Raw genomic sequence first — 23,788 nt, forward strand, 5'->3', positions numbered from 1 at the left:
GGTAGCGAATGTCTCATTCGGTCACCCGAGGTCACCCGAGTCCACCCGAAGCCACCCCGGACCAGCCGGGATTACCGACCCGGAACGTACTTCAGCGCCTTGACGAACGGAGGCATGATCTTCGCCCACAGCTTGGGCGGGAGACCGCGGGGGCCGCCGAGGTTGAGCAGACGCGTCGTGGCGATCGTCTGAGATTCGGTGTACTTGAGCAACCCGTCCGGCCCGTGGCGTCGTCCCATTCCCGAGACACCCATACCGCCCATCGGTGCCGCCGTGGTTCCCCATGCGGGTGCATAGCCCTCGTCGACGTTGACGGTTCCGGAGTGCAAGCGAGCCGCGATGGCTTCACCTTGGGCTTTGGTCTTGGCCCACACACTGGCGTTGAGGCCGTATTCGGTGTCGTTGGCCTTGGCTATGGCTTCTTCGACGTCGGCGACCGGGTAGATCGAGACGAGCGGTCCGAACGTCTCGCTTGCCGCACACTCGGCGTCGGCGGGGACGTTCGTCAGGACGGTCGGCTCGTAGAAGAGCGGGCCGATGTCGGGACGTGCGTTGCCTCCCGCGAGAACTTTGGCGCCCTTGACCTTTGCATCGTCGACGTGAGCCGAGACGGTTTTGATCTGATCCTCGGAGATCAGGCTCCCCATCTCGATGCCGAACTCGTAGTCGGCACCGAGGCTCATGTTCCGCACGCGCTCACCGAACTTGGCGGTGAACTCGTCGGCAATGGACTGCTCGACGTAGATGCGCTCGATCGAGATACAGAGCTGACCCGAGTTGGAGAAGCACGCACGCACGGCGGCGTCGGACACTTCCCGCAGGTTGGCGCCCTGGGCGACGATCATCGCGTTCTTGCCCCCGAGCTCGGCCGAGAATCCGATCAGTCGACGCCCTGCCTGCTCGGCGAGGAGCTGGCCCGTCGCGGTGGAGCCGGTGAACATGACGTATTCGGTGTTCTCGACGATCGCGGTGCCGACGACCGAGCCCGGTCCCGGAACGACCGCAAACAGATCACGCGGCAATCCGGCCTTGTAGAGAAGTTCGACTACGGCAAGGGCGCAGTACGGGGTCTGCGAATCCGGCTTGAGCACGACGCCGTTGCCCGCGAGCAGCGCGGCGATCGCGTCGGAGACCGCGAGGGTCATCGGGTAGTTCCACGGCGAGATGATTCCGACGATGCCCTTGGGCTGGTACCGCACGGTGGTCTTCGTCAGGACTGGCAGCATGCCCGTCACGCGCTTGGGCGCCAGGAGCTTGGCCGCGGTGCGGGCGTAGTGCCGCGACGTCATCGCGATATCGAGGACCTCTTCCTGAGCCGCTGCGCGCGACTTACCGGTCTCGGCCTGCGCCATGTCCATCAGCTCGTCGCGGTGTGCGAGAACCAGGTCCCGATACCTGTGGAAGATCTCGGCGCGCTCGGAGACCGGTCGCTTGGACCACGCCTTCTGCGCGACGCGGGCGCGGGCGATTGCCCCGGCAACGTCCTCGGCCGTCCCGACGGGGATGGTTGCCAGCTCCTTGCCGGTGAACACCTCCGTGATGGACTTCGTCGGCCGGGCGGCGGCGTCGGGAATGGCGATCAGGTCGGCGAGCCGCGAAAAGGTCGCAGCGCTCGGAGCTGGCATTTCGTACCCCTACTGGTGAGTAGTTTTTGGAGTTAGATGACAAACTACCCCCTCGGTGGCTCGGATCACAGCGCGCGATCTACGGCACTGCGATCTCCTCCAAGTCGGTGAGCTCTTTCCAGCGGCCCCGGCCCCCTCGCGCGGCTGCACCAGGCGCGTATCGGTCCGCGGCCTCCAACGCGCCCACATCGAGCGCGGTCGCAGCCGCAATGTCCGCGATCGGAACCTGAAACGTCCGGTAGGGGCCCAACGGCGGGACATCCGTGTCGGGGAGTGCCTTCTTGTCGACTATCGGATCGAGCGACGGCGACTGGTCCAGCACGTATCCGGTCGCGGCGAGATCGTTGCCCTGCGCCCACGCAGCAATCTTGAAGAACTTTCGCGGGATGGCAATGTCGCGATAGATCGGGTCTTCGTCGTCGAAAATGCATCCGCAGAACACCGACAACCGGTGCCCGTACTTGCGCGAATGCTCGAGAATGTAGTCCTCGAGACCGAGCCACAGCATTTTCGACTGGTTCAACGTTGCCGTCTGGGGTGCGCAGACGGTGTAGTGGAAGGTGTCCGAATTCGCCTGCCTAGCCACCTCCGGCGGCCCCCACACCGGTTCGTTGCGACGAACCAAATGCCCGCGGTCCAGGTCGTTCTGGGAGTACAGCCCTGCGCCGGCCTGCTGGTTTGCCGGTAGTCGATCGTCGAGCCGCCAGTTGTCGCTGCGGGCCACGGTCTTCAGTTGCCCACCGTCGATGTTGACTGCTGTCGTCGCGGCCAGACGCCTCACCGGATCCATCGCGACGGAGAAATGTGTATACGGCAGGTCGATCAGTCCGGCGCGGCTCGGCATGGGTGCAGGTGCCCCGAGGAACTCTTGATCGAACGCGGGTGCAGTCATAGGTGTGCATTGATTCAGACCACGATGACGTCGAAGTGAACGAGCGTGAGCAGGACGCACCGATCTTTCGAGCTCAACCGGCGAATCCCCCGCTGTAGCGAGCACGATCGGTGTGCAGTGCTCACCTTGCGCCGTATGGCACCATGGGAAGCGGTCTTTCCTAGGCGTCGGGGCGCTCTAGAGACGAAGCAGGGTGGGGCAACAACAATGAAGACGACAATGCGCAGGACATTGGTCCTTGCAGGTGCGGCCGCTCTACTGGTCGCGCTGGCGCCATCGGCCCAGGCAGATCCACTGGGCGACCTCATCGCTCCCCCGAGCAATCCCGACGCATATCTCCCCACCCCACTCGGTGATCCGTGGTTCACCCCGCCCGCAGGCTTCGAAGCTCAGGCGCCCGGGACGGTATTGAACACCAGAGGTGTTGCCGTACAACCAGGTACGACGTCGACACAGCTCTTGTTCCGTTCCACCGACTCGAAGAACAACCCAATCGCAGCTGCCACGACGGTCATCGTCCCGGACTCGCCGTGGACTGGCGGAGGGCCCCGGCCGGTCGTGGCCTACAACGAAGCGACCGACTCGCTCGGCAACGCCTGCGCACCGTCCTCCACGTTGCCGCGCGGCACCAACAAGGAACTCGACAACATGCAGGAGTTGTTGGGACGCGGGTACACCGTGGTCGTCACCGACTACCAGGGTCCGCGCCAGGCGTACTCGGCCGGTCTGGTCTCCGGGCACACGGTGCTCGACGGCCTCCGCGCATCGCAGAGCGTGGGAGTTTCACCGGACGCCCCGGCCGCGATCACCGGCTACTCGGGCGGTGCCATTGCGTCGGGGTGGGCCGCACAGCTCGCGCCCACTTACGCACCCGAGTTGAACATCGTCGGAGTCGCATTCGGCGGCCCGCCCACCGACTACAAGATCTTGCAGCGTTCGCTCAACGGCGGTATCGGGTCGGGACTGTTCACTGCAGCGACCATCGGATTGAGCCGCGAGTACCCCGAGATGCGTGCGCTCGCCAACGACAACGGCAAGCGTTTGGCGCTCGTGCAGAAGGACCAGTGCGTCGACGTGTTGTCCTACAGCGGGCTTGCTCTGTTCGATCAGCAGAACCTGTCGAACGTCCCCGACGTCTTCAACCACCCGATCACCCGAACGGTGGTCGAAGAGAACCGAATGGGCCAGATCAAGCCCGAGGCTCCGATCTACATCTACCAGGGTCTCCAGGATTTCTTGATCCCGAAAGAGGGCGCTGAGGCAGTCCAGGATCAGTGGTGTGCAGCGGGCGCCTCGGTCCATTTGGAGGAGATCCCCGGCGACCACGCCCAGGCCGAGGGCGGTGGCCGACCCGGCGCATTCGAGTGGATGTCGCAGCGCCTCGCCGGTGTCTCGACCGGTGGATGCGAAAGGGTCGTCCGATAGCTTGACCCTGACGTCACGGGAGGCTGCAGAGTGTCTTCTGTGAGCGATTCGGGAGCGATGACGGTGGGCGAGGTGGCCCGCCTCGTCGGGATCAGTGTCCGGACACTGCACCACTACGACGAGATCTCGTTGGTGGTGCCGTCCGGACGCACCCCCAAGGGCTATCGCAGCTACTCGGCGTCCGACGTCGAGCGGCTGCATCAGGTGTTGACCTACCGCGAACTCGGTTTCGCGCTGGACGATATCGCGGCTCTTCTCGACGATCCGACGGTCGACGCGATGGCGCATCTACGACGCCAGCGCGAGCTACTCGACGCGCGGATCGATCGCTTACATCAGATGGCTGCGGCCGTGGACAAGATGATGGAGGCGAAGAAAATGGGAATTCAGTTGACGCCGGCAGAACAACGTGAGGTGTTCGGTGAGAACTGGACCGGCGACGAGTATGCGGGCGAGGCCGAGGAGCGGTGGGGCCAGACCGACGAGTGGAAGCAGTCGCAGGCGCGCACGGCGTCCTTCACCAAGGAGGACTGGAAGCGGGTCAAAGCTGAAACGGACGCCTTGGAAGCAGATTTCGCCGACGCGTTGTCCACGGGAGTTGCAGCCGATTCGGAAGCGGCTGCGGTCTTGGCCGAACGTCACCGCGCGAGCATCGAGAACTACTACGACTGTGGTTACGAAATGCACGTCTGCCTGGGCGAAATGTACATCGCGGACGAGCGGTTCACCAAGCACTACGACGACGTGGCACCTGGACTCGCGCAGTACATCCGCGATTGCATCGTCGCGAATGCTGCTGACAAGTAAGCAATCTACCCCCGTGTTGTGCGCAATCGGTGGGCCGAACCGCACAACATGGGGGTAGATCTGGCCGTCATTGCCACGGAATCCGGTACGGCTCTTCGTCGTTCGAAGTCGGGGTTCGCTTGGGTGGAAACCAGATCAACATCGGATCGCGTTTGAGCTCGGCGACTTCGGGCGGTACCGGCCGAGCCAGAGTCTCGATCTCGTCCCACGTACATTCGCCAGCCGCTACCCGCGAAGCGTAGGCCCTCAGTTCGGGAGATGCCCCAGGAAGCAACGCGATATCGAACATGAGCGCACTGTCGATCGTGCGCGGTTCTCCGAACGACGGCACCGGGGTTCGTTCGATCTCGGCACGCGTGTGGGCCATTCGATCGAACGCGTCCGTCATTTTCTGGAGGGCCAGCCGCAGGAGCGGATCGTCCGGTACGGTCATGCATCCGCCCACGGTTGTGTGCCTGTTCCAAACGAATACGGATCTTTCGGCACGTTGTACATGGGGCTCGCCGACGCAGTGTCGTGGATGTCTTTCGCGAGATCGAGTTTGTTCAACCCTTTGGTGATCGGTTCGATTCTCTGCTGGAACTTCTCGTTCAGGTAGCCGCTCGGACTCGCAACCAACGATAGAAATTCTTGGAACGCATCGGTGACCATTCGAATGTCGTCGACCATCCTCTTGGAAAGTTCGTATCCTGAGTACAGAATGTCGGCGATGATGTAGAGCTGGTACCCAGAGCCGACGACCGGAACCTTCTTCGACAAGAAGTCGATTACTTTGGCGCCGCTGCTCAGATCGAACTGGGCCTCGAGATGTTCCCTCGTATTCGACACAATGGCGAACACGGACTTGCGTATCTCGTCAGCAGCTCTGTCGGCGACCGCTTCGATAACTCGCCCGCATGAGCCTTCCCACCGCATAGCAGCGATCTGCTTTGCCGCGTATTGCTCGTAGGCGACAGCCGCCATGCCGTCCCAGAACTCGTCGACTGCAGCTGTACCGCGTTCGAGTGCATCGCCCCCGCACGCCATCGCTTCACCCGCGATCCGATAGGCCGCACCGAGGCGTCGCAAATCGTTCCAGTTCCCACCTATCGGGTCGATCAGCTGCCGAAGCGGACTGTGCCCAATGAGCTCCTCGATGGCATAGTCCACGTCACCCAGCCACCCAGCGGCATCAGCTATGACGTCGGCTGTGTCGTCAGGAAGGTGCACGGGCGGTGGGTAGTCGATTCCCTCCGGGTGCCCGTAATCTGCCGGGCTGCTGTATAACTCAACGGATCCCACTGCCGGCCGGTGTGCATCCCCTCGGTCCGAGTACGGGATCGGCACAACGTCGGTGTGCGCGTTGAGCGCCTCGTAGTTCCGCTTCTCCTGATCTGCGTACAGCCAAGCGGCCACGTTGAGCTTGCCGCCGAGCTCGACGCAGTTGGCCGCGAGATGAACATGTCGATCTCGCCAGATATCTCGAATTCCGCCCAGCGGTGCCACCAGCGAGCCGAAAATTTCACCCGAATACCCGCCCTCCGGGCCGGCATGTTCGTTGAAGTACTTGTACGACATAAGCGTCTGCGATCCGGTCTCGGAGATCAGGCGGCTGAGGCCGGCGACTTCGTTCGGCTCCGCATAGAACGTTTCTCCCACGTTCGAACTCCGTCTCAGTCTTTTCGGTGAAGCGTCGACACGATCTGATCCACCTGCTCGATCGTCAGTGCACCATCGATTCCCTGCTCGGTGTGCACCATGAAGACAGCAATGGGTGCATTCGAAAAAGCCTCGGTCGCAACCACATCAAAGGTGGCCTTTGTTGGGTCACAATCGAACTTTTGCGCAATATTCGACGCATGCACCGAGTATCGAACCGCTGCCGCTCCATCGATGTCGAACTCAGTCGGGGCCGAGTACTCCAGAACTACCGCATCGTCCGGCGCATCCCGGAAGATCAGCTCAGCTTGGCGGCTAGCCTCGAACGCGGCAGTCGGAACGTCGACACCCCTGCGCCCAGTCATACCTGTCACAGCCTTGCGGGCACCGTCACGGTGTTCCGGGCAGTAGTCGTACCCGTACATGGCGATTGCGCCGTAAGTCACGGATCCAGCGTCGCTCTCCCACCCGGCGACTCCCGTGGATGCGTTCTTCCAATCCCCCGGCACCGTGTAGCTGATGCCGTATTTGGTGTCGATTGGGATCGGATCGCCCTCGGGCACCTCGATCTCCGGCGGTGGAAACTCCATCGACGGAAATCCCGGAGGCAAGGTCGGGGTCACCGAAGTCGGTGCCGCACTGGCCGACGGACGCATAGTCGTCGTCTGAAAAGGTGCTGCCGCAACACCGGTGTACATACCTGGAGTTTCCGGCACAAGCTTGGGCAGAAACGCGACAGCGGCGTACAACAACCCCACCACCAACACGATGCGAAGCAACGGCTTCAACACACTCGATCGACCTCCCCCGAAGACGCCACACGCTAACACGGTGTTCCGACACCGCGTCAGCGGCAACAAGGGGATACTTCGAGCATGACTCTGACTCTTCGCTCAGCTGTTCGGTCCGCCGCGATCGGGAAAGCGACCGGCTTTCGCAGCTCCGTCGGAATCAGTCTCAACCTACTCACGTGGTTCAACGGAACGGAACGCGAACGCCTGGCCGTAGCAGGCTCGGCCGTCGTGACTGCGGGCGAACTCGTCATGGACAAGCTGCCGACCACGCCGTCGCGCCTGGACCCAGGGCCGCTGGGCGGCCGCGTCGTCGCAGGTGCCGGGGCTGCATACGTAGTGGCTCGACGCCTGGGCGAGGATGCGATTCCGGCGGCCGTCATCGGTGGGCTGACCGCGATCGTGGGTTCTTACGCAGGTCATGCCTATCGCGGCTGGGCGTCGAAGCGAGTTCCGCCGATCGCTGCCGCGCTGGTCGAGGACGCCGTCGCGCTTTCCATCGGGGCAGCCGTTCTGAACGAGGTGAGAGCGTAAGGTCCAGCATGTGAAACCGAACCTTTGGCAGTACCTGGGCTACCAGTTCGGACGTGTGCTGCCCCCGTCCATGGAGGACTGGGTTCGCGAAGACCTCGTCGGCAACGGGGCGCAGGCTCGCTATCTGTTTCGCTTCACGCTGCCGGGCATACCACTGCTGTGTCTGTTCCTCCTCATTCCTGGTCCCCTGTGGATCGGTCTAGCGATGATGGCGCTGCTGTTCATCCCATTGGTTTACTTCGCGATCGCGCTGATGAACGTCTACCGGCGTCACCGTCTACTGGTGCACGACCTCGACCCTCAATTGCTCAACGCCAACACCCAGGCCAAGATCGACCGCACCCGCGACGACTACGAAAGACGCCACGGCAGACTCGACTGAGACTGGCATTTAAGCTGTGGGGCATGACTTCTGTCGAATTCAAGGCAACTGCAGACCTGGCCGACGAAATCGGACCCGAAATCCGCAGCTGCGACACCCAATTCATCCAGTTCGGCAAGAACACCGAGTTCGCCGGACCGATCACCACCATCAAGTGCTTCCAGGACAACCTGCTCGTCAAGCAGACTCTCGGCGAGCCCGGCAACGGCGGCGTCCTCGTCGTAGACGGTGATGCGAGCATTCACACCGCGCTGGTCGGCGACATCATCGCAGGCAAGGGCGTCACGAACGGCTGGGCCGGAATCATCGTCAACGGCGCCATCCGCGACTCGGCGATCCTGCGCACGCTGGAGATCGGCGTCAAGGCACTCGGAACCAATCCTCGTAAGAGCACGCAGACCGGTTCCGGCGAGAAGAACGTCCCCGTCGAAATCGGCGGCATCACCTTCACTCCGGGCGACATCGTCTACAGCGATTCCGACGGTGTCGTGGCCGTAACCCCGTAAGCAGCCCCGGCTCCAGCCGCTCAGCGGTCCCCGCCAGTGGCAGGATCGGGTGCCCTCCAAGGCACTTATCCGTACCACTGGCGGCGGAGCCGCCTACTCCGAGTGACGCACCCGCGGGACCCCTCGCCATTCGTCGAACATGAACAGCGCCAACGCAACAACGAGCATTCCCGACGCCACCCATGCGGCCCCGACGTCGAGTGCTCTCACCATGACCGCTCCGAGTACCGCACCGGCGAGGAAGCCCATGATGACCAGGCCGAAGTTCCGAGCCCTCGCCCCGGCAGCCTTGTCACCGTCGGTGAGCCGGTGAAAGACGGCCTGCGACAGGCTGCGTAGATTTCCGGTCGTCATCGTCGTGCTGAATGCCTGGTCCACGAGTACACGGAACGTCGTGACCTGTAATGCAGCGACAAACGAGATCGAAATCGTCACAACGGCATTCGGTACCGACAGAGGTACGAATCCCACGGCTGCGACAACCAGGATCTCGATAACGAGCACAGCACGGACCGGCCGTTTCACGATCCGGGCGACGGCAGGTCTCGTCAGGAATTCGGCAGTGAACACGCCCAACGCGAAGGCGATCAGGGGCGGGAGATACCCCAGTGCAGATCTCCAGTGACCCGACGCGATGTCGATTCCGAACAACACGACGTTGGCCGTCTGAGCATTGGCGAATACGCCGTCTCGAGTCATGAAGGTATAGACGTCGACGAAACCACCCACTGCGGCAAGCAGCACCCCGAGCCGGACCGACTCGGACGTGACCACCGTCGAAGGACGCTCGGCCACGTCTACAACTCGCTCAGTACGTCGGCCGCCAGCTCACGGATTCGATCCTCGCGCCTCTTGTAGTGCGTCCACTGCCCGACGCGCGTACTCGATACAAGCCCTGCATTCTGCAACGTTGCCATGTACTGGGAGGCAGTCGACTGGGATACGCCTGCACGTGCCTGTATGTGCTTGAGGCACACTCCGACAACTTCGGGGGGCTCGAGCTGCGGTGGAAAGTCAGACGGATCTTTCAGCCAACGCAGAATCGCAACCCGCGCAGGATTGGACAACGCCTTGAAGACGAGTGCGAGTTCGTCCTCCGTGGAGGTCTTGGACACCGTGACATCGTACCGCCATATCGCAAATCGACGATGTGTGTGGTTGAATCCTTTGCATCGCGAAATTGCGATATACCGATGCAAGGAGAGACATGAAGAAAGTGGCGGTCGTCGTCGGGGCACGCGGTGTGATCGGCGCAAACCTCGTCGAACATCTGAAAACTCTCGACGGCTGGGACATCGTCGGACTCTCTCGACGAGGTGGAATCGACGAGCCCGGAGTACGGCATATCGCCGTCGACCTGCTCGATGAGACTGATACACGAAACAAACTCGGGTCACTGGAGCATGCGACGCATATCTTCTACGCCGCCTATCAGGACAGGCCGACTTGGGCGGAATTGGTCGAACCGAACGTGACGATGTTGAAGAATGTCGTCGAGGCGGTCGAGACCGCGGCACAGGATTTGCAGCACATCAGCCTCATGCAGGGGTACAAGGTCTACGGCGCTCACCTCGGCCCGTTCACCACGCCCGCAAAAGAGTCGGACCCCGGCCACATGCCACCGGAGTTCAATACCGAGCAGCAGAAGTTTCTCCAGGACAAAGGTTCTCGATCGCAATGGAGCTGGTCTGCAATCAGACCCTCCGTGGTCTGTGGATTCGGGCTGGGAAACCCGATGAATCTTGCATCGGTGATCGCCGTCTACGCGTCGATGTCGAAGGAACTCGGAATGCCTTTGAGGTTTCCCGGGAAGATGGGAGCGTACGGCGCGCTGTTGGAGATGACGGACGCAGGCCTACTCGCGGAGGCAACCGTCTGGGCTGCAACAACTCCCGCGTGCGCGAACCAAGCATTCAACATCAACAACGGTGACTTGTTTCGATGGGAGACGATGTGGCCGCGCATCGCCGATTACTTCGATCTCGACGTCGCACCTCCGCTGAGAATGTCGCTCGCGGACACGATGGCCGACAAAGAGCCGCTGTGGAATTCGATGATCGAACGCTACGACTTGCTCCCGACGCCGTATGCCGACGTCGCGGCCTGGCCGTTCGGCGACTTCGTGTTCGGCTGGGACTACGACTTCTTCGCCGACGGATCGAAGGCCCGCCGGCTAGGTTTTCACCGCTACGCCGAGACCGAGAAGATGTTCTTCGACATCTTCTCGGATCTACGGCGGCGAAGAATTATCCCTTCACGAACGCGAGAAGTGCGTCGTTGACCTCCTGGAAGTGTGTCCACAGCAGCCCGTGCGGTGCGCCTTCGACCTCGACGTACTTGGCCTCGGGGAAGGCCTTGGTGAACTCACGTCCTGTCGAGTCGATCGGCAAAATGTTGTCCTTCGTGCCGTGCAGGATGAGGGTCGGCTTGCCGGACTCGCGGACCTTCTGCACGTCGTCGCGGAAGTCCTCGATCCACGACGGGACCACGGCGTATGCGGCAACTGGTGCGCTCGACGCGGCGGTGGCGAAGTTGGCGCGCACGGTGGCCTCGCCGATGCGGCTTCCGAGGTTCTCGTCGAGGTTGTAGAAGTCCTTGTAGAAATTGTCGAACCAGGCGAACCGGTCTTCGCGCGCTGCTGCGTCGATACCGTCGAACACCGACTGCGGCACCCCTGCCGGGTTGTCGTCGGTCTGCAACAGGAACGGCTCGAGCGAAGCCAGGAACGCGAACTTGGCGATGCGATCGGTACCGTACTTGGCCGCATAGCGCGCGAGTTCGCCTGTACCCATGGAAAATCCGACGAGGATGACGTCACTCAGGTCGAGTTCGGTGAGGACTGCATTCAGGTCTGCGGCGAAGGTGTCGTAGTCGTACCCGGTGACAGGTTTGCTGGACTGGCCGAAGCCGCGACGATCGTAGGTGATGACGCGGTAGCCGGCGCCCAGCAGCGCCCGGCTCTGACGTTCCCAGGAGTTGCCGTCGAGCGGGTAGCCGTGGATCAGCACGACTGCCTGTCCGCTGCCGTGATCCTCGTAGTAGACGTCGACCGGGGTGCTGTTCTCGGTTCCTACGTTGATGAAAGCCATGGTCAAACCTTTCGTCGGGGTCGAGAGGCGAGACGAGAACGTACGTTCTCACGCTATGGACTACCGTAGAGAACGCTGGTTCTCTGCGCAAGGAGTTGGTGAAGATGGAAACGGACAATACTCGGGAGTCCGTGCTCAGGGCGGCCGATGAGCTGTTCTATTCACGCGGCGTTCAGGCTGTGGGCATGGACGAGCTGCGCGCAGCCGCCGGGATCTCACTCAAGCGCATGTATGCACTGTTCCCGTCCAAGGCGGACATAGTCGCCGAGGTACTTGCCGGACGCACCGCGGTCTGGAACGAACGGATACGTGCCGAGGCAGACAAATACGACTCCCCCCGCAGCAAAGTGCTGTCCATCTTCGACTTCCTCGACGGATGGTTCAGAGAAGACAACTTCCGCGGCTGCGCGTTCATCAACTCGTTCGGCGAGCTCGGCGCGACGATGCCCGCTGTGGCCGACGCCGCTCACCGACACAAACGTGAATTCGTCGAATACGTAACCGATTTGGTGGTCGAACTGGGCTGCCAACCGACACTCGGGCTTCAGATCGCGTTGCTCGCGGAAGGTGCGCAGACGACCGCCGCGATCTCCGAGTCGCCGGAATCCGCCATCGCCGCTCGACAGGCCGCGGAAGTCCTCCTCGACGTCGGCGCACGCTCGTGAAGCTGAAGGCATGCATCAACGGCCCTCGGCGACTGGCGGTCGAACTCGGCCTAGCGACACGTATCGGACTCGAAGACACCCTGATTCTGCCCGACGGCACCCCCGCCGCCGGAAACGCAGAACTGGTCGCTGCAGCATCCGCCCTGGTCAACGAGCGGCACGGTTGAGTGCCCCGGAGGGGCCGTAGCCGTGCCACATGATCCTCGGGTCCGAGGGGTTGCAGTCCGGCCAGATCTGATGCACGGTTGCATAGTGAGGCTAACTATCGGAGTAGTACTACTGTTCGCAGCCGTGGGCATGTGGTTCGCGATGATCTCTCGCGCCAACTCACGCAACCCAAATACGATCTGGCGACGCGCGGGACAATTCGACGGCTGGTCGATGGTGATGTGCGCACTCGCCGTCGCCGCATCGGTCTGGGGCGCCGGGTGGGTCTCGGAGTCCACGACCGCAGCCCAGCCCTGGCAGTTCGTACTGTATGTCGTCCTGATACTCGTACCGGTCGTGCCTGCTCGGGCGTGGCTCTGGAAGCAGAAGAGAGTCGGCGCGATCTGACGACCCGCGGCTGCCGGTAATGTCCGAAGGGTGAATCTGCGCTCGGCAGTACTCCCCCTCGCCCTTGCCGTTGTCGTTGGCGTTGCCGCCTGTTCGACCGAACAAAGCACCGACGCCGCGCCGTCCACGTCCACGTCCACGTCCACGTCCAGCAGTCCAGGCACCATACGGACCGCCGACGGACAAGCTGTGGTCGACCAACTGGTCGCGGCGGGAGCCCCCGCGGCAGTGATCGAATTGCGCGACGGTGACGCAGAATGGCAGGGATCCGCCGGAGTCGTTGACAGAAGCGACGACGCGCGAGCGTCCGCCGATGACCCGGTGCGCATCGCCAGTATCACCAAATCGATGGTCGCGGCGGTCGTCCTACAGTTGGTCGACGAGAGAAGGCTGACACTGGAGACCGATGTCGACGAGATTCTGCCGGGGCTTCTGCCCAAAGCCGTCACCATCCGGCAGTTGTTGAACCACACGAGCGGATTGCCGAACTATCTCGATTCCCTCGTCCCACCCGATGCGCAGGGGCTGGTCGATGCAGCTGACAACACCTACACCGATGCCCAGCTGATCGACATTGCCTTAGCGGAGCCGTGGCCGCTGGAGCCGGGTGCCGAATTTTCCTACTCCAACACCAACTACGTCGTACTGGGTGAGATCGTCGCTGCGTTGGACGACCGATCCCTCGCGGATTCGTTGCGCACCAGAGTTTTCGAACCTCTGGGGATGAATTCGACGACGTATCCGACGGCGGCCGACATGCCCGGTGGCGGGCTGCACGGCTACATCGTCGAGGGCGGAACATACTCCGACATAACCGACTTCGATCCGTCGATCTGGTCCGCGAGCGCCGCGGTCGTGTCAACCGTCGGTGACGTCAACACGTTCTTCCGCGGCCTGTTCGACGAAACAATGCTGCCGCGAGAACTCGTCACCGAGATGCAGCAGGTAACTCCGTCGGGATACGGGCTTGGACTGCTGGTGGGCGGGGACGCATGTAATCCGGGCGCCGCCGAGTTGGTATTCGGTCAGCGCGGCAACGGTTTCGGCTACCGAACCCTCTCGTTCTCCACTCCCGACGGTGGTCGTCAGGTGACGTTGGGCTGGACGGCGTCGGCTATCGATCCGGCATCGGATCCACTGGAGCAGACGGCCTTGAACGGCCTGATCACCGGCCTTGCCGCCACCTGCCCCGCGTAACCAGTGCCGAGATCGAAGTTGCGCACCCATTTCGGCCGAAACTGCGACACAACCTCGATCTCGGCGGAAGGGACTACAGCATCGTCACCCAACCGTGAGTCCGGTCACCGGCGAGCACTGCCTGATGGCGTTCACGCAGAACGGCCGTCATCGGGCCCGTCTCGCGTGATCCGACTGCGCGGCCGTCGATTTCGTGGACGGGAGCGACACCCGCGGAGGTGCCGCTGACGAAGACTTCGTCGGCGATGTACAGCTCGGTGAGATCGACGGTCCGCTCCTGCACCTCAATTCCCTCCTCGCCGGCGAGGGTCAGGATCGTTCGACGGTTGATGCCGTCGAGAATGTCGTTGGTGGCATCGGGGGTGATCAACACTCCGTTGCGCACCAGGAAGATGTTTGCTGCGCTCAATTCGCACACATGACCGTTGATGTCGAGAAAGATGCAGTCGTCGAATCCGGAGTCGATTGCATCCTGTTTGGCCAGAACGGAATTGACGTACGCACCGTTGACCTTTGCACGGGAGGGTATGGCGTTGTCCGGGATTCGTCGCCACACACTGGTTTTCAGGCGCATACCGTCCTGCGGAACGATGGGAGCCGCGTCGTACAGGAAGATGCTGACCGTGGTGTGCAGGCCGCGAACACGAGTGCCGGGGATGGACTCGTCGACGTGGACGGTCGCGCGGACGTAGACCTCATCCTGCGGATCGTTGACGGCAACCACCTCGCGCACTGCGTCCACGAACCTCTCGTACGTCCACTCGGACGCGAACGTGTCGATGCCGATGATCTTGCAGGACTCGACGAGACGCTGATAGTGATCGGGCAGCCGAAAGGCCGTGCGCGTAGTGGATGAGCCGTGCACCGGAAAGACGGTGTAGACGCTCAGGCCGTACAGAACGGCCGAGGTGGCGACTCCGAGCTTTGCGTCCTGTGCGTCGACGATGCCGTTGCCGAAGAATACTTTGTCGTGTGGAGTTGCCATGCAGGTGATGCTAGCGGCACCCGCAAACCTGCCGACAGCGATTATCCTGGCGTGGACCGAACGCAACGGCGCCGCGGTATTGACCCTGGCGCCTCGAGCCTGGGGCGACAGTGCCGGCCATGACCTTGCCCCAGGTCAGGCGTCGAACACGCATCTCTTCTCCCGGACTTGTCGGGACCCGGTGATAGGAATTGAAGGAGACAACCGCGAAGGGAGTGCCCATGCACAGCATCGAAGATCGTTGCGAAGGAACGCTCGTCATCCACGCAATCGGCGACGCGGAATGCACGGAGCCGGACTGCGTGGATTTCGAGTACGTTCGTCATTTCCTGATATTGGAGTGCGACGAGATCACCGGTGGATGCCAGTGCGTCGGTGAGATCGAACTTCTCAGAGCTTCCTGACGATCGGCTGCTGGAGTTCGGTGACCCATTCGTCCTGGGGCTTGGGCTCGGAGACAAGGTAGCGCTCGCGGCACACCCCGGCCAGTTCGAATCCGTTCTCACCGACCCACGTCATCAACGATTCCCAGGTGTCGCCGATCGTCGCCATCGATCCGTGATGAACCGTCGTCGCAGCGAGTTCGACCGGCGGCAACTCGACCACCTCGAAGCCCCCACCCGTTCCCGAAAGCTCGGAAACCTCGACCTCACCGGAAACAGGGAATGCGGCGTTGACCTTGATTCCAAGGTCGAGAGCCTCGTAGGTCGCGAACGCCGACGGGCCGAATCCGATGCCGGCAGCGACAAGTCTTTCCGCCAGCGCCGCGTAGAGCGGCCCGATGACGGGTCCGATGTTCGCGTTACCGAACCCGTCTGCGTGCCCGCTGAGCTGCGCGATGCGTTGTACCGGTAAGGACTTCGTTTCTACGGTGATCATGGCCGAAACTCCTTCTGTGTGCTGGAGACGCGCATCGATGCGGCGGAGGCGGGCCTCGTCGAGAGCCAGACGACCCGCAAGCTCGGCTCGCTTGTCGGCGAGCATGGTTCGCAACTCGTCCTCGTCGACGGTCCCGTGGACGATCCGAGCGACGTCGTCGAGGCGGAAGCCCAAGTCCTTGAACTCGAGGATTCTGCCCAACGTCTCGAACTGCCGACCGTCGTAGAAGCGGTAGCCGGAGAACCTGTCTACCTTCGCCGGCGTCAGCAGCCCGATCTCGTCGTAGTGCCTGAGCATGCGAACCGACACTCGGCCGATCGATGCGAACTCTCCAATGGTGAACATGACCCCTCCGAGGTTTCCGCCTCACATAGTGTGAGGGTCAAGCCCAGTCCACCTGCTCGGCCATCTCGAGCAATCTACGACGCCTCGCCGAGTTCGTCTCGCCGATACGCGCGATTCGCCCGAAGAGATGGGCACGAAAATCGGGGACACCATGGCGGTTCTGCGGCTCGGGACCGGTGACGGCGCAGTTGTGCAGGATGGCTCGGAGCTCGTCGTACTCCTTACGCGGTACGGCGGGCCAGTCGTTGACGACCAGGCCGGTGAGGATCTGCCTCTTGTGGGCACGGCGAACCCGAGTCTTGACGGGATTGACGACGAATCCCTCGTCGACGATGACCTGCCGAGCCACCCACAGCACCGCGTCGACATCCGCGGAGCCGGAGAAGGCGAGGTCGTCGGCGTATCTGGTGTAGCGCAGGCCCATAGAACGAGCCAGGCCCGTCAGGCGAATATCCAACCTCCGCGCAACGAGATTCGCCAGCGCAGGCGACGTCGGGGCTCCTTGAGGGAGGTGGCGCGATCGCAACAACGACGCTGTGGCATAGGGCATTCCGCCCAGTTGGCCGGCGGGAGTACTCGTCGTACACAAGTATGCGAGGTTCCACGCCACGTTCCTGGGATATCCGAGGGCGTCGAAAACTGCGACCACACGGTTGATCCCGACCGTCGGGAAGAAGTCCTTCAGATCGACAGACATGACCACTTCGCGTCCGGCGTGCGGAATCCCGAAGGTACGTGGACTTCGACCTTTGACGAAACCGTGGGCCGCAGCGTGCGCTGGAACGTTGTCGAGTATGCGTCGCAGAATCTTTCGCTGTATCTCGCGTAGTCGCGGCTTCGGGATCTCGAGTAGACGCGCGCCGACCCTCTTCGGGATCGGGGTGACGCGATAGTGCCGCAGTGGTTCGGGCGCGACGGTGAGGCGGGAGTGGGCGTCGGCGAACCATTCGATCTCCGGAATCGTCAGGTTCAGCGACTCGGCAAGGTCGCCGGTGGTCACATACCGCGGCACCTCGAACAGCCACGGTTTGACGCCGTCCCTGCGGCGAGAAGGCTCGACCGAGCGGGGTTCCGGCAACAGCGGAAGACCGGTGATGAGACCACGCAACGATTCCGTGTCGTACGGCGCGGAAGGCAAGAGGTCGATCAAGCGATAGGCGAGGCGCGCTGCTTTGTCACCCAGAAGCGGCATGAACGCTTCCTCCAGGCCGCCCCGTGTCCACGGCGCCTCAGCCGCCAGGGAAGCGAGCCACGCGGCCATCTGCGGGCTGAACTGGCGGCTCATCGGGGCTCTCGGCGTAGGTGCAGCGGCGACGGGCGACCTGAATCTTTCGTACTCGGCGCCGTCAAGCACGCGGAGCGTGCGGACCGGCATCGGACGCAGTGCCCAGTTCTTCTCTCTCGCCCAGGGGTTACCCCTGGGATCGGCCCAGCGGACCAACTCTCGCCCGTTCGCCGCTGCATGAGAACCACCATGCCAAAGATGTCCGGTTTATGCCCAGGTATCGTCGGCGCGGCCAACCTCACCGAGCCAGCACTGCCCCCGGATTGAGAATTCCCGACGGGTCGAGAGCTGCCTTGACGGCGTGCTGCACCGATAGTGCGGTCTCGTCTTGCTCGATGCTGAGCCAGCCGGTCTTGAGACGTCCCACACCGTGTTCACCGGTGATGGTTCCGCCGAGTTCGAGAGCACGTCGTGTGATCGCATCGAATGCCGACATCGCAGCAGCTCGACTGGCATCGTCGCTGTCGTCGTAGATGATCGTCGGATGCAGGTTTCCGTCACCTGCGTGCCCGAACACTCCGATCGTCAACCCGGTTTCGGAGGCGATCAGTTCCACGGAGGCGATCAGGTCGGTGATGCGAGAACGGGGCACGGCAACATCGTCGAGCAGCCAGTCACCGAGTCCTTCCAGAGCGGGAAGCGCGAGTCGGCGGGCTTCGAGAAGCATCGACGCCTCTGCCGGATCGGAGCTGACCACCACGTCCTCCGCCCCGAAACCGGTGCACAGGGCGGCGATGTCGGCGAGGACCACATCGGCATCGACATCGTCGCTCTGTACCAGGAGCAGTGCAGCCGTGTTCTCGCCCATTCCCATCTTCGCCATCTCGTCCACGGCCATGACCGTCGTGCGATCCAATATCTCGAGCATCGACGGCGTCGAACCCGACGCCGATATTCCCGAGACAGCGCGTCCAGCTCCATCCAGAGTCGGAAAGGAGGCAACGAGAGTCTGCGCAGGCCGGGGCGCGGGGAGCAACCTCACGGTGATTTCGGTGATCACACCCAGAGTGCCTTCCGAGCCGACCATCAGATGCGTCAGGTCGTATCCCGCCACGCCCTTCACAGTGCGTCGACCCGTGCGCATGACACGACCGTCTGCGAGGACAACTTGCAGTCCGAGGACGAAGTCGCCTGTGACACCGTATTTGACGCAGCACATTCCGCCGGCGTTGGTCGCGACGTTGCCGCCGATGGTGCTGAACTCGACGCTTCCAGGGTCCGGCGGATAGAACAGTCCGTCGGTTGCCACGCGTGCCCGTAGATCAGCGGTGACGACGCCCGGTTCGACCACCGCGATGCGATTGACCGCGTCGACCTCCACGATCGCGGTCATTCGATGCAGACTCAACACGATGCATGCCTCGGTCGCATTCGCCCCACCGCTCAGTCCACTTCCCGCGCCACGAGGAACAACGGCGACGGAGTGTCGATGTGCTGCAGCGAGACACGCCGAGACCTCGTCCGTCGTGCGTGGCAGGAGGACGGCCGCCGGCAACGCGTTGTCGGTGAACCCCGATTGATCACGGGCGTAACCGAGAACGATGTCCGGATCGACCACCACGATCTCGGCGGGCAGACCGTCGATCACCGCACGAACGGATTCGGTTGCTACGACAGCGGTCACAGTGCTCTCACCGCAAGCCCACCGTCGACAGGCAGGCACACGCCGTTGACGTAGGCCGACTCGTCGGATGCGAGAAACACTGCTGCGTACGCCACGTCCCACGGCGTTCCCATGCGTCCGGTGGGACTGCCTGCATGCCGAGCGGCGATCGCATCGGGATCTGCTGCCAACTGGTTGGACACGAGTGGAGTGTCGATCAACCCGGGCAGGACTGCGTTTGCACGGATACCCCTCGATGCGTACTGCAGCGCCAGCGCCACGGTGAGCTGATTGACCGCGCCTTTCGTCGCGCTGTAGCTCGGGTAGTCGAACCCGGTGTACCGAATACTGGCCGTCGACGACACGTTCACGATCGATCCCCCGCCTGCTGCGAGCATGGACGGGATGGCGTGCTTGCAGGTGAGGAATACACCGGTCATGTTCACGGCCACCGCTCGGTCCCACTCCGTCCTCTCGAGTTCGGTGATGTCGCCGACCGTCGTGGACCCCACGTTGTTGTGCAACACGGTAACTGGACCGAACTCGGCAACGGTGCGCGCTACCGCCGTTTCGACCTGCTCTTCGTCGGTGACGTCCGCGACGAGGGCCACTGCTGCGCCCCCCTCGCGCACGATTTCCCGAGCGGTCAGCTCGGCTTCGGCAGCGTTGCGGTCGATCGCGGCTACGAGCGCGCCTTCGCGCGCGAATGCGATGGCAGCGGCGCGGCCGTTACTGACCGCCGCCCCACTGGACCCAGCGCCGAAAACGAGCGCGACTTTGCCTGCGAGCCGGCCGGTCACGACGCGATCTCCTCGAGGAACAATTCGAACGTGACCGCGACGAGGTTGCCGTGGTCGGCCAGCTCGCCGACGTGGACCGCACCATGACGGTCGATCGCGAATGTCGGTAGACGGGCTTCGACCAACCGGTCACCCTCGTGGACAACGTATCCCGCCAGTGTCACCTCGGTGGCGGGGCCGGGAGCCAGTAAGGTTCCGTCCTCACGCCGCATCGTCGCGCCGACGAGACTGCCGAGACTGCCGCGCAGCGATGCTCGACGCATTCCGCTCTCCGCCATCACCTGTCGAATCGCCTCGTGGATCTCGACTCCCGGCCGGACGCGGGTCATGACGGCTCGGCCGGTACCGATACCCGAGCCGGACCGACGAGAAGGCGTGAACACCGGCATCAGCGTTTCGTCGTCGATGGCGCTCGACAATTCGAGCGAATCGAAGGCGTGCAGTACGACCTCCACCGGGCTGGCTCCTACCACGGTGTCGGGCCACAGATGGCCGCCACGCAGTGACCCGTTGGCATCGAACCAGACAGCATGGCAGTGCATGAATCGTTCACCATCGCGGCGGCCTACCGTGGCGCTGCCGCCAACGATCGTCGCGGGCTCGGCGGACTCACGCGTCTCGCTGTACCAGGCTGCGCGGGTTCCGTCGGTGCACAGGGCGGGCACGCAGTAGGACACCCGCGCGAGCGGACCCCCGAGCAACTCGACCTGTGCGGAGTCGAGCCCTAGCTCGGTCAGGGCCTCGTCGATCGAATCGATCAATCGGCTGCCCGGCGTCAACGAATACCTCGCGATCACCGTTGCGCTGGAGACGGATTCGAGTCGCTCCTCCGCGAGCGGACCAGGATGGACAAGCGGCTCGAATCGTGACTGTGTACGGGTTGATGAGTTCACGAGACCGGCTCCAACGTGGACGCATAGGGACCCCAACCTTGCGCGGCGAGCTCGTCTCGAATTGTGCGCTTGACGATCTTTCCGTATCCGGACTTCGGAAGCGCGTCTCGGAAGAGGATGTGACGGGGCAGTTTGTAACGCGCCATGCGTTCACCGAGCCACTGGGTGAGCTGCTCGGCGCTCACCTCGGCGCCAGGGGTTCGAACACATACCGCGACACCGACTTCGCCCCATTTCGGGTCGGGGACCCCCAGTACCGCAACCTCGTCGATCGCGTCGTGGGTGAGGATCTTCTCCTCGATGTCGCGCGGATGAACGTTCGATCCACCCGAGATGTACATGTCCGAGGAACGTCCGGTGACGTAAACGAATCCGTCGTCATCGATGACGCCGAGATCGCCTGTGCGAAACCAGCCGTCACGAAACGCCTCGGCATTTGCCTTGTCGTTGTCGAGATAGCCCGCGAATACCGCTGGGCCTGCCACGCACAGCTCGCCGATTTCCCCTGCCGGCAGTTCGGCGCCGGAGTCGTCCTGAACGCTGACGACCATTCCTGTACGCGGATAGCCGCACGTGCCGGCCGAGAGCCCCTCGGGTACCGGGCGTCCATGTTCAGCGCTCGGGAGGACAGTGATATTGCCGGTCACCTCGGCGAGGCCGTAGTACTGCACCAATACCTCACCGAGCGTCTCACGAGCACGCTTCTGATCCGGGGCGTACATCGGAGCACCGGCGTAGATCACGTGCCGAAGGGATGAGTGGTCGTGCTCGTGTACCGACGGGTGATCGACGAGGACCTTGAGGATGGTCGGGACCGTGAACACGTTGGTTACGCGCTCCGACTCGACCAGCCCCCATACTTCATCCGGAACCAAACTCGTCGATGCCGGCAGTACGGTCGCTGCACCACGAGCGACCTGCGGCAACATGTGCACGCCCGCGCCGTGGGAAAGGGGCGCCACGACAAGGGAGACATGGTGGCGGTCGGTCGTCGGCATCAGATCGGCAAGATGATTGTTGACGACGAATCCCAGCTGATCGTGAGTGAGGATGGCTGCCTTCGGTGTTCCACTCGTTCCCGACGTGAAGAAGTACCAGGCCGGTTCGCCCTCGTAGGTGGAAATCGCGGCCGGTTTCGACGATCTCTCGACAGCAGCAACGGCGTCGGTATCAGTGCCTTCGATCCACAACACCCCACCGTTCACACCCCGAGCAGCGGTGACGGCTGCGACGTGCGACGCGGTCGAGGCGTGCCCGATCATCACGCTCGGGCGGCACACACCGGCGATAACGACGACATCGTCATCGTGGAGGCGTGAATTGACCGGCGCGAGAACCGCTCCGATTCGCCACGTGGCATACATCGCCTGGATGAACTCGGGATGGTTCGGGCTGTCGAGCAGGACCACATCGCCCTTGCTGATCCCGCGACGCTCCAGCTCGGCGGCCAGTGCGTCGACGCGTCGATCGAGTTCCGCCCAGGTCCAGCGTTCGCCGCCGTGCACGACCGCGGTGCTGCTAGGAAGGCGACGGGCCGTCTGCCGCAGTACCTCGGCCAGGTTCGCTGCTCGTCTGGGGCCGGTCATCGGATTGCCTCCAGAACGGTCGCGTAGTTGGCAACCGCTGCGCCGCCCATGTTGAACACAGCTGCACGACTCGCCGAGGACAGCTGCATGTCACCCGCTTCGCCGGTCAGCTGCATCGCGGCCATGACGTGCTGGGAGACGCCGGTCGCGCCGAGTGGATGGCCCTTGGCCTTCAGCCCGCCGGAACGATTGACCGGCAGAAGGCCGTCGCGCTCGGTGCGACCGTCCGCGAGCGCTTCTGCGCCCTTACCCGGCGCGGCGATGCCGAAGGCCTCGTACTGCAACAATTCGGCGATCGTGAAGCAGTCGTGAGTCTCGAGCAGATCGAGATCGTCCAGCGCAATGCCCGCTTCTCGAAGTGCGCCGTGGAATGCCCGCGCTGCTCCGTCGAAAGCGAGTGCGTCCGTTCGCCGAGCGATAGCCAAATGATCGTTGGCGTGCGCTCGGCCGGTGATCCGCACCGAGCGTCGTGCGGCCCGAGCGACGTCGGGGAGCGCGACGACAAGGGCGGCCGCACCGTCGGAGACGAGCGAGCAGTCGGTTCGACGGAGACGGCCGACGACTGCTGGATTCTTGATCGACTCCGTCGAGCAGAATTCGAAACCGAGATCCCGCCGCAGGTGTGCATACGGGTTGTCGACGCCGTTGCGGTGATTCTTCGCAGCGATTCGTGCCATGGCGTCGCGCGGGTCGCTGTACCGATCGGCGTACTGGTCCGCAAGCCCGGCGAAGACACCGGCGAAGCTACCTGCACTTGCTTCGGTGGCCCGGTGCGAGCCTGCGAGCAGGATGTCGTTGATCTCGTCGTTGGGTGTCGCGGTCATCTTCTCGGCGCCGACGACGAGTGCAACTCGCCCGCGGCCCGCCTGCAGATGATCGAGAGCTGTGTAGAGAGCCGAGGAACCCGTCGCACACGCATTTTCTACGTGGGTGGAGGGAACGAGAGCCAATCCCGGCTGCCCAGCTCCGACGAGTGCGCCTTCGAAACCCTGCTGCGAGAAACCGTTGTTGAACACTCCGACGGTGATGACGTCGACGTCGGATGCATCGAGCCCGGCATCCGAGAGTGCAGCTGTCGACACTTCGGCGATCAACGACTCGACGTCCGGGCTTTCGCTCTTTCCGAAACGGGTGTGCGCCCAGCCGATGATGTGCGGTGCAGTCACGTCTGTCCTCTCCTGTGGCGTGAGGCAGGTCACGTCCTCACGCCTGTCATGGTCGTCGCCGAGCGCGTGCGGTTGCACCGTCGCCGGACGAGAGGACAACCGCCGAATTCCTCTCGTTGTCGAAAGACCGGACTTCTACA

The 23,788-nt window shown here is 63.0% G+C and carries 27 protein-coding genes; 11 read left to right on the plus strand and 16 right to left on the minus strand.

Annotated elements, in window-relative coordinates; genetic code table 11:
* Positions 1 to 71: 71 nt before the first annotated feature.
* Both D8W71_RS02875 and D8W71_RS02880 read right to left on the minus strand, forming a co-directional pair.
* Positions 72 to 1,625, minus strand: a complete 1,554-nt coding sequence (locus D8W71_RS02875) for a succinic semialdehyde dehydrogenase (protein WP_121110844.1) — start codon at positions 1,623 to 1,625, stop codon at positions 72 to 74.
* Positions 1,626 to 1,704: 79 nt separating this feature from the next.
* On the minus strand, positions 1,705 to 2,517 hold the full coding sequence (locus tag D8W71_RS02880) for a DNA/RNA non-specific endonuclease (protein ID WP_121110846.1): 813 nt from the start codon (positions 2,515 to 2,517) through the stop codon (positions 1,705 to 1,707).
* A 207-nt stretch (positions 2,518 to 2,724) separates the two neighbouring features.
* Between D8W71_RS02880 and D8W71_RS02885 the strand changes: the two genes are divergently transcribed.
* Complete coding sequence (locus D8W71_RS02885) at positions 2,725 to 3,942, plus strand: lipase family protein (RefSeq protein WP_121110848.1); 1,218 nt, start codon at positions 2,725 to 2,727, stop codon at positions 3,940 to 3,942.
* A gap of 57 nt (positions 3,943 to 3,999) precedes the next feature.
* Entirely contained in the window at positions 4,000 to 4,749 is a 750-nt protein-coding gene (locus D8W71_RS02890) for a MerR family transcriptional regulator (RefSeq protein ID WP_121118457.1), read from the plus strand.
* A 67-nt stretch (positions 4,750 to 4,816) separates the two neighbouring features.
* Here the strand turns inward: D8W71_RS02890 and D8W71_RS02895 are convergent, their stop codons facing one another.
* From D8W71_RS02895 to D8W71_RS27815, 3 genes are read right to left on the minus strand one after another with little or no spacing between them, the layout of a single operon-like run.
* Positions 4,817 to 5,182 (minus strand): hypothetical protein, encoded by a 366-nt coding sequence (locus tag D8W71_RS02895; protein WP_121118459.1) that lies wholly within the window; start codon positions 5,180 to 5,182, stop codon positions 4,817 to 4,819.
* The gene (locus D8W71_RS02900; RefSeq protein WP_121110850.1) at positions 5,179 to 6,387 is read right to left on the minus strand and encodes a hypothetical protein; all 1,209 of its coding nucleotides are present in this window, start codon (positions 6,385 to 6,387) and stop codon (positions 5,179 to 5,181) included. The genes D8W71_RS02895 and D8W71_RS02900 overlap by 4 nt, the downstream gene beginning before the upstream one ends.
* Before the next feature lie 14 nt (positions 6,388 to 6,401).
* On the minus strand, positions 6,402 to 7,178 hold the full coding sequence (locus D8W71_RS27815; protein ID WP_236077679.1) for a hypothetical protein: 777 nt from the start codon (positions 7,176 to 7,178) through the stop codon (positions 6,402 to 6,404).
* An 84-nt stretch (positions 7,179 to 7,262) separates the two neighbouring features.
* Between D8W71_RS27815 and D8W71_RS02915 the strand changes: the two genes are divergently transcribed.
* The 3 genes from D8W71_RS02915 to rraA are packed head-to-tail and all read left to right on the plus strand — an operon-like array spanning position 7,263 to position 8,600.
* Positions 7,263 to 7,712, plus strand: a complete 450-nt coding sequence (locus tag D8W71_RS02915; RefSeq protein WP_121110852.1) for a hypothetical protein — start codon at positions 7,263 to 7,265, stop codon at positions 7,710 to 7,712.
* Between the two features lie 10 nt (positions 7,713 to 7,722).
* Positions 7,723 to 8,094, plus strand: a complete 372-nt coding sequence (locus D8W71_RS02920) for a DUF5313 family protein (RefSeq protein WP_121110853.1) — start codon at positions 7,723 to 7,725, stop codon at positions 8,092 to 8,094.
* 23 nt (positions 8,095 to 8,117) lie between these two features.
* On the plus strand, positions 8,118 to 8,600 hold the full coding sequence (gene rraA / locus D8W71_RS02925) for a ribonuclease E activity regulator RraA (RefSeq protein ID WP_121110855.1): 483 nt from the start codon (positions 8,118 to 8,120) through the stop codon (positions 8,598 to 8,600).
* Positions 8,601 to 8,693: 93 nt separating this feature from the next.
* On the opposite strand, the gene D8W71_RS02930 is transcribed toward rraA, so the two are convergent.
* The gene (locus tag D8W71_RS02930; RefSeq protein WP_121110857.1) at positions 8,694 to 9,395 is read right to left on the minus strand and encodes a YoaK family protein; all 702 of its coding nucleotides are present in this window, start codon (positions 9,393 to 9,395) and stop codon (positions 8,694 to 8,696) included.
* 2 nt (positions 9,396 to 9,397) lie between these two features.
* Positions 9,398 to 9,715, minus strand: coding sequence for an ArsR/SmtB family transcription factor (locus D8W71_RS02935; protein ID WP_121110859.1), 318 nt, complete (start codon positions 9,713 to 9,715; stop codon positions 9,398 to 9,400).
* Between the two features lie 92 nt (positions 9,716 to 9,807).
* Here D8W71_RS02935 and D8W71_RS02940 point away from each other — a divergent pair, with 92 nt between their 5' ends.
* Complete coding sequence (locus D8W71_RS02940) at positions 9,808 to 10,881, plus strand: SDR family oxidoreductase (RefSeq protein ID WP_121110861.1); 1,074 nt, start codon at positions 9,808 to 9,810, stop codon at positions 10,879 to 10,881.
* Here D8W71_RS02940 and D8W71_RS02945 read toward each other — a convergent pair.
* Positions 10,847 to 11,689 (minus strand): alpha/beta fold hydrolase, encoded by an 843-nt coding sequence (locus D8W71_RS02945; RefSeq protein ID WP_121110862.1) that lies wholly within the window; start codon positions 11,687 to 11,689, stop codon positions 10,847 to 10,849. The two genes, D8W71_RS02940 and D8W71_RS02945, sit on opposite strands and share 35 nt — an antisense overlap.
* Before the next feature lie 104 nt (positions 11,690 to 11,793).
* Between D8W71_RS02945 and D8W71_RS02950 the strand changes: the two genes are divergently transcribed.
* From D8W71_RS02950 to D8W71_RS02965, 4 genes are all read left to right on the plus strand, one after another.
* Positions 11,794 to 12,354, plus strand: coding sequence for a TetR/AcrR family transcriptional regulator (locus D8W71_RS02950; protein ID WP_201265237.1), 561 nt, complete (start codon positions 11,794 to 11,796; stop codon positions 12,352 to 12,354).
* Positions 12,351 to 12,521 (plus strand): 3-keto-5-aminohexanoate cleavage protein, encoded by a 171-nt coding sequence (locus D8W71_RS27820; RefSeq protein WP_442972010.1) that lies wholly within the window; start codon positions 12,351 to 12,353, stop codon positions 12,519 to 12,521. The genes D8W71_RS02950 and D8W71_RS27820 overlap by 4 nt, the downstream gene beginning before the upstream one ends.
* 124 nt (positions 12,522 to 12,645) lie before the next feature.
* Positions 12,646 to 12,909, plus strand: coding sequence for a hypothetical protein (locus tag D8W71_RS02960; RefSeq protein WP_153275296.1), 264 nt, complete (start codon positions 12,646 to 12,648; stop codon positions 12,907 to 12,909).
* Between the two features lie 30 nt (positions 12,910 to 12,939).
* Positions 12,940 to 14,106, plus strand: a complete 1,167-nt coding sequence (locus tag D8W71_RS02965; protein ID WP_236077680.1) for a serine hydrolase domain-containing protein — start codon at positions 12,940 to 12,942, stop codon at positions 14,104 to 14,106.
* Positions 14,107 to 14,179: 73 nt separating this feature from the next.
* On the opposite strand, the gene D8W71_RS02970 is transcribed toward D8W71_RS02965, so the two are convergent.
* A complete protein-coding gene (locus D8W71_RS02970; protein WP_121110868.1) occupies positions 14,180 to 15,091 on the minus strand; it encodes an aminotransferase class IV in 912 nt (303 codons plus the stop codon).
* Positions 15,092 to 15,312: 221 nt separating this feature from the next.
* Between D8W71_RS02970 and D8W71_RS02975 the strand changes: the two genes are divergently transcribed.
* Positions 15,313 to 15,495, plus strand: a complete 183-nt coding sequence (locus tag D8W71_RS02975) for a hypothetical protein (protein WP_121110870.1) — start codon at positions 15,313 to 15,315, stop codon at positions 15,493 to 15,495.
* Here the strand turns inward: D8W71_RS02975 and D8W71_RS02980 are convergent.
* The 7 genes from D8W71_RS02980 to D8W71_RS03010 all read right to left on the minus strand — a co-directional run bounded on the left by D8W71_RS02980 (position 15,482) and on the right by D8W71_RS03010 (position 23,648).
* Positions 15,482 to 16,315, minus strand: a complete 834-nt coding sequence (locus tag D8W71_RS02980) for a MerR family transcriptional regulator (RefSeq protein ID WP_121110872.1) — start codon at positions 16,313 to 16,315, stop codon at positions 15,482 to 15,484. The genes D8W71_RS02975 and D8W71_RS02980 overlap by 14 nt on opposite strands.
* A 37-nt stretch (positions 16,316 to 16,352) precedes the next feature.
* Complete coding sequence (locus D8W71_RS02985) at positions 16,353 to 17,600, minus strand: reverse transcriptase family protein (protein WP_236077681.1); 1,248 nt, start codon at positions 17,598 to 17,600, stop codon at positions 16,353 to 16,355.
* A 238-nt stretch (positions 17,601 to 17,838) separates the two neighbouring features.
* Entirely contained in the window at positions 17,839 to 19,224 is a 1,386-nt protein-coding gene (locus D8W71_RS02990; protein WP_121110876.1) for an FAD-binding oxidoreductase, read from the minus strand.
* Complete coding sequence (locus tag D8W71_RS02995; protein ID WP_121110878.1) at positions 19,221 to 20,003, minus strand: SDR family NAD(P)-dependent oxidoreductase; 783 nt, start codon at positions 20,001 to 20,003, stop codon at positions 19,221 to 19,223. The genes D8W71_RS02990 and D8W71_RS02995 overlap by 4 nt, the downstream gene beginning before the upstream one ends.
* On the minus strand, positions 20,000 to 20,896 hold the full coding sequence (locus D8W71_RS03000; RefSeq protein ID WP_121110880.1) for a PPC domain-containing DNA-binding protein: 897 nt from the start codon (positions 20,894 to 20,896) through the stop codon (positions 20,000 to 20,002). Before D8W71_RS03000 ends, D8W71_RS02995 begins: the two co-directional genes overlap by 4 nt.
* The gene (locus D8W71_RS03005; RefSeq protein WP_121110882.1) at positions 20,893 to 22,482 is read right to left on the minus strand and encodes an acyl-CoA synthetase; all 1,590 of its coding nucleotides are present in this window, start codon (positions 22,480 to 22,482) and stop codon (positions 20,893 to 20,895) included. The genes D8W71_RS03000 and D8W71_RS03005 overlap by 4 nt, the downstream gene beginning before the upstream one ends.
* Complete coding sequence (locus D8W71_RS03010) at positions 22,479 to 23,648, minus strand: thiolase domain-containing protein (RefSeq protein ID WP_121118465.1); 1,170 nt, start codon at positions 23,646 to 23,648, stop codon at positions 22,479 to 22,481. The genes D8W71_RS03005 and D8W71_RS03010 overlap by 4 nt, the downstream gene beginning before the upstream one ends.
* Positions 23,649 to 23,788 lie beyond the last annotated feature (140 nt).

Origin of the sequence: Rhodococcus sp. P1Y, assembly GCF_003641205.1 — a bacterium.
GTDB lineage: Bacteria > Actinomycetota > Actinomycetes > Mycobacteriales > Mycobacteriaceae > Rhodococcoides.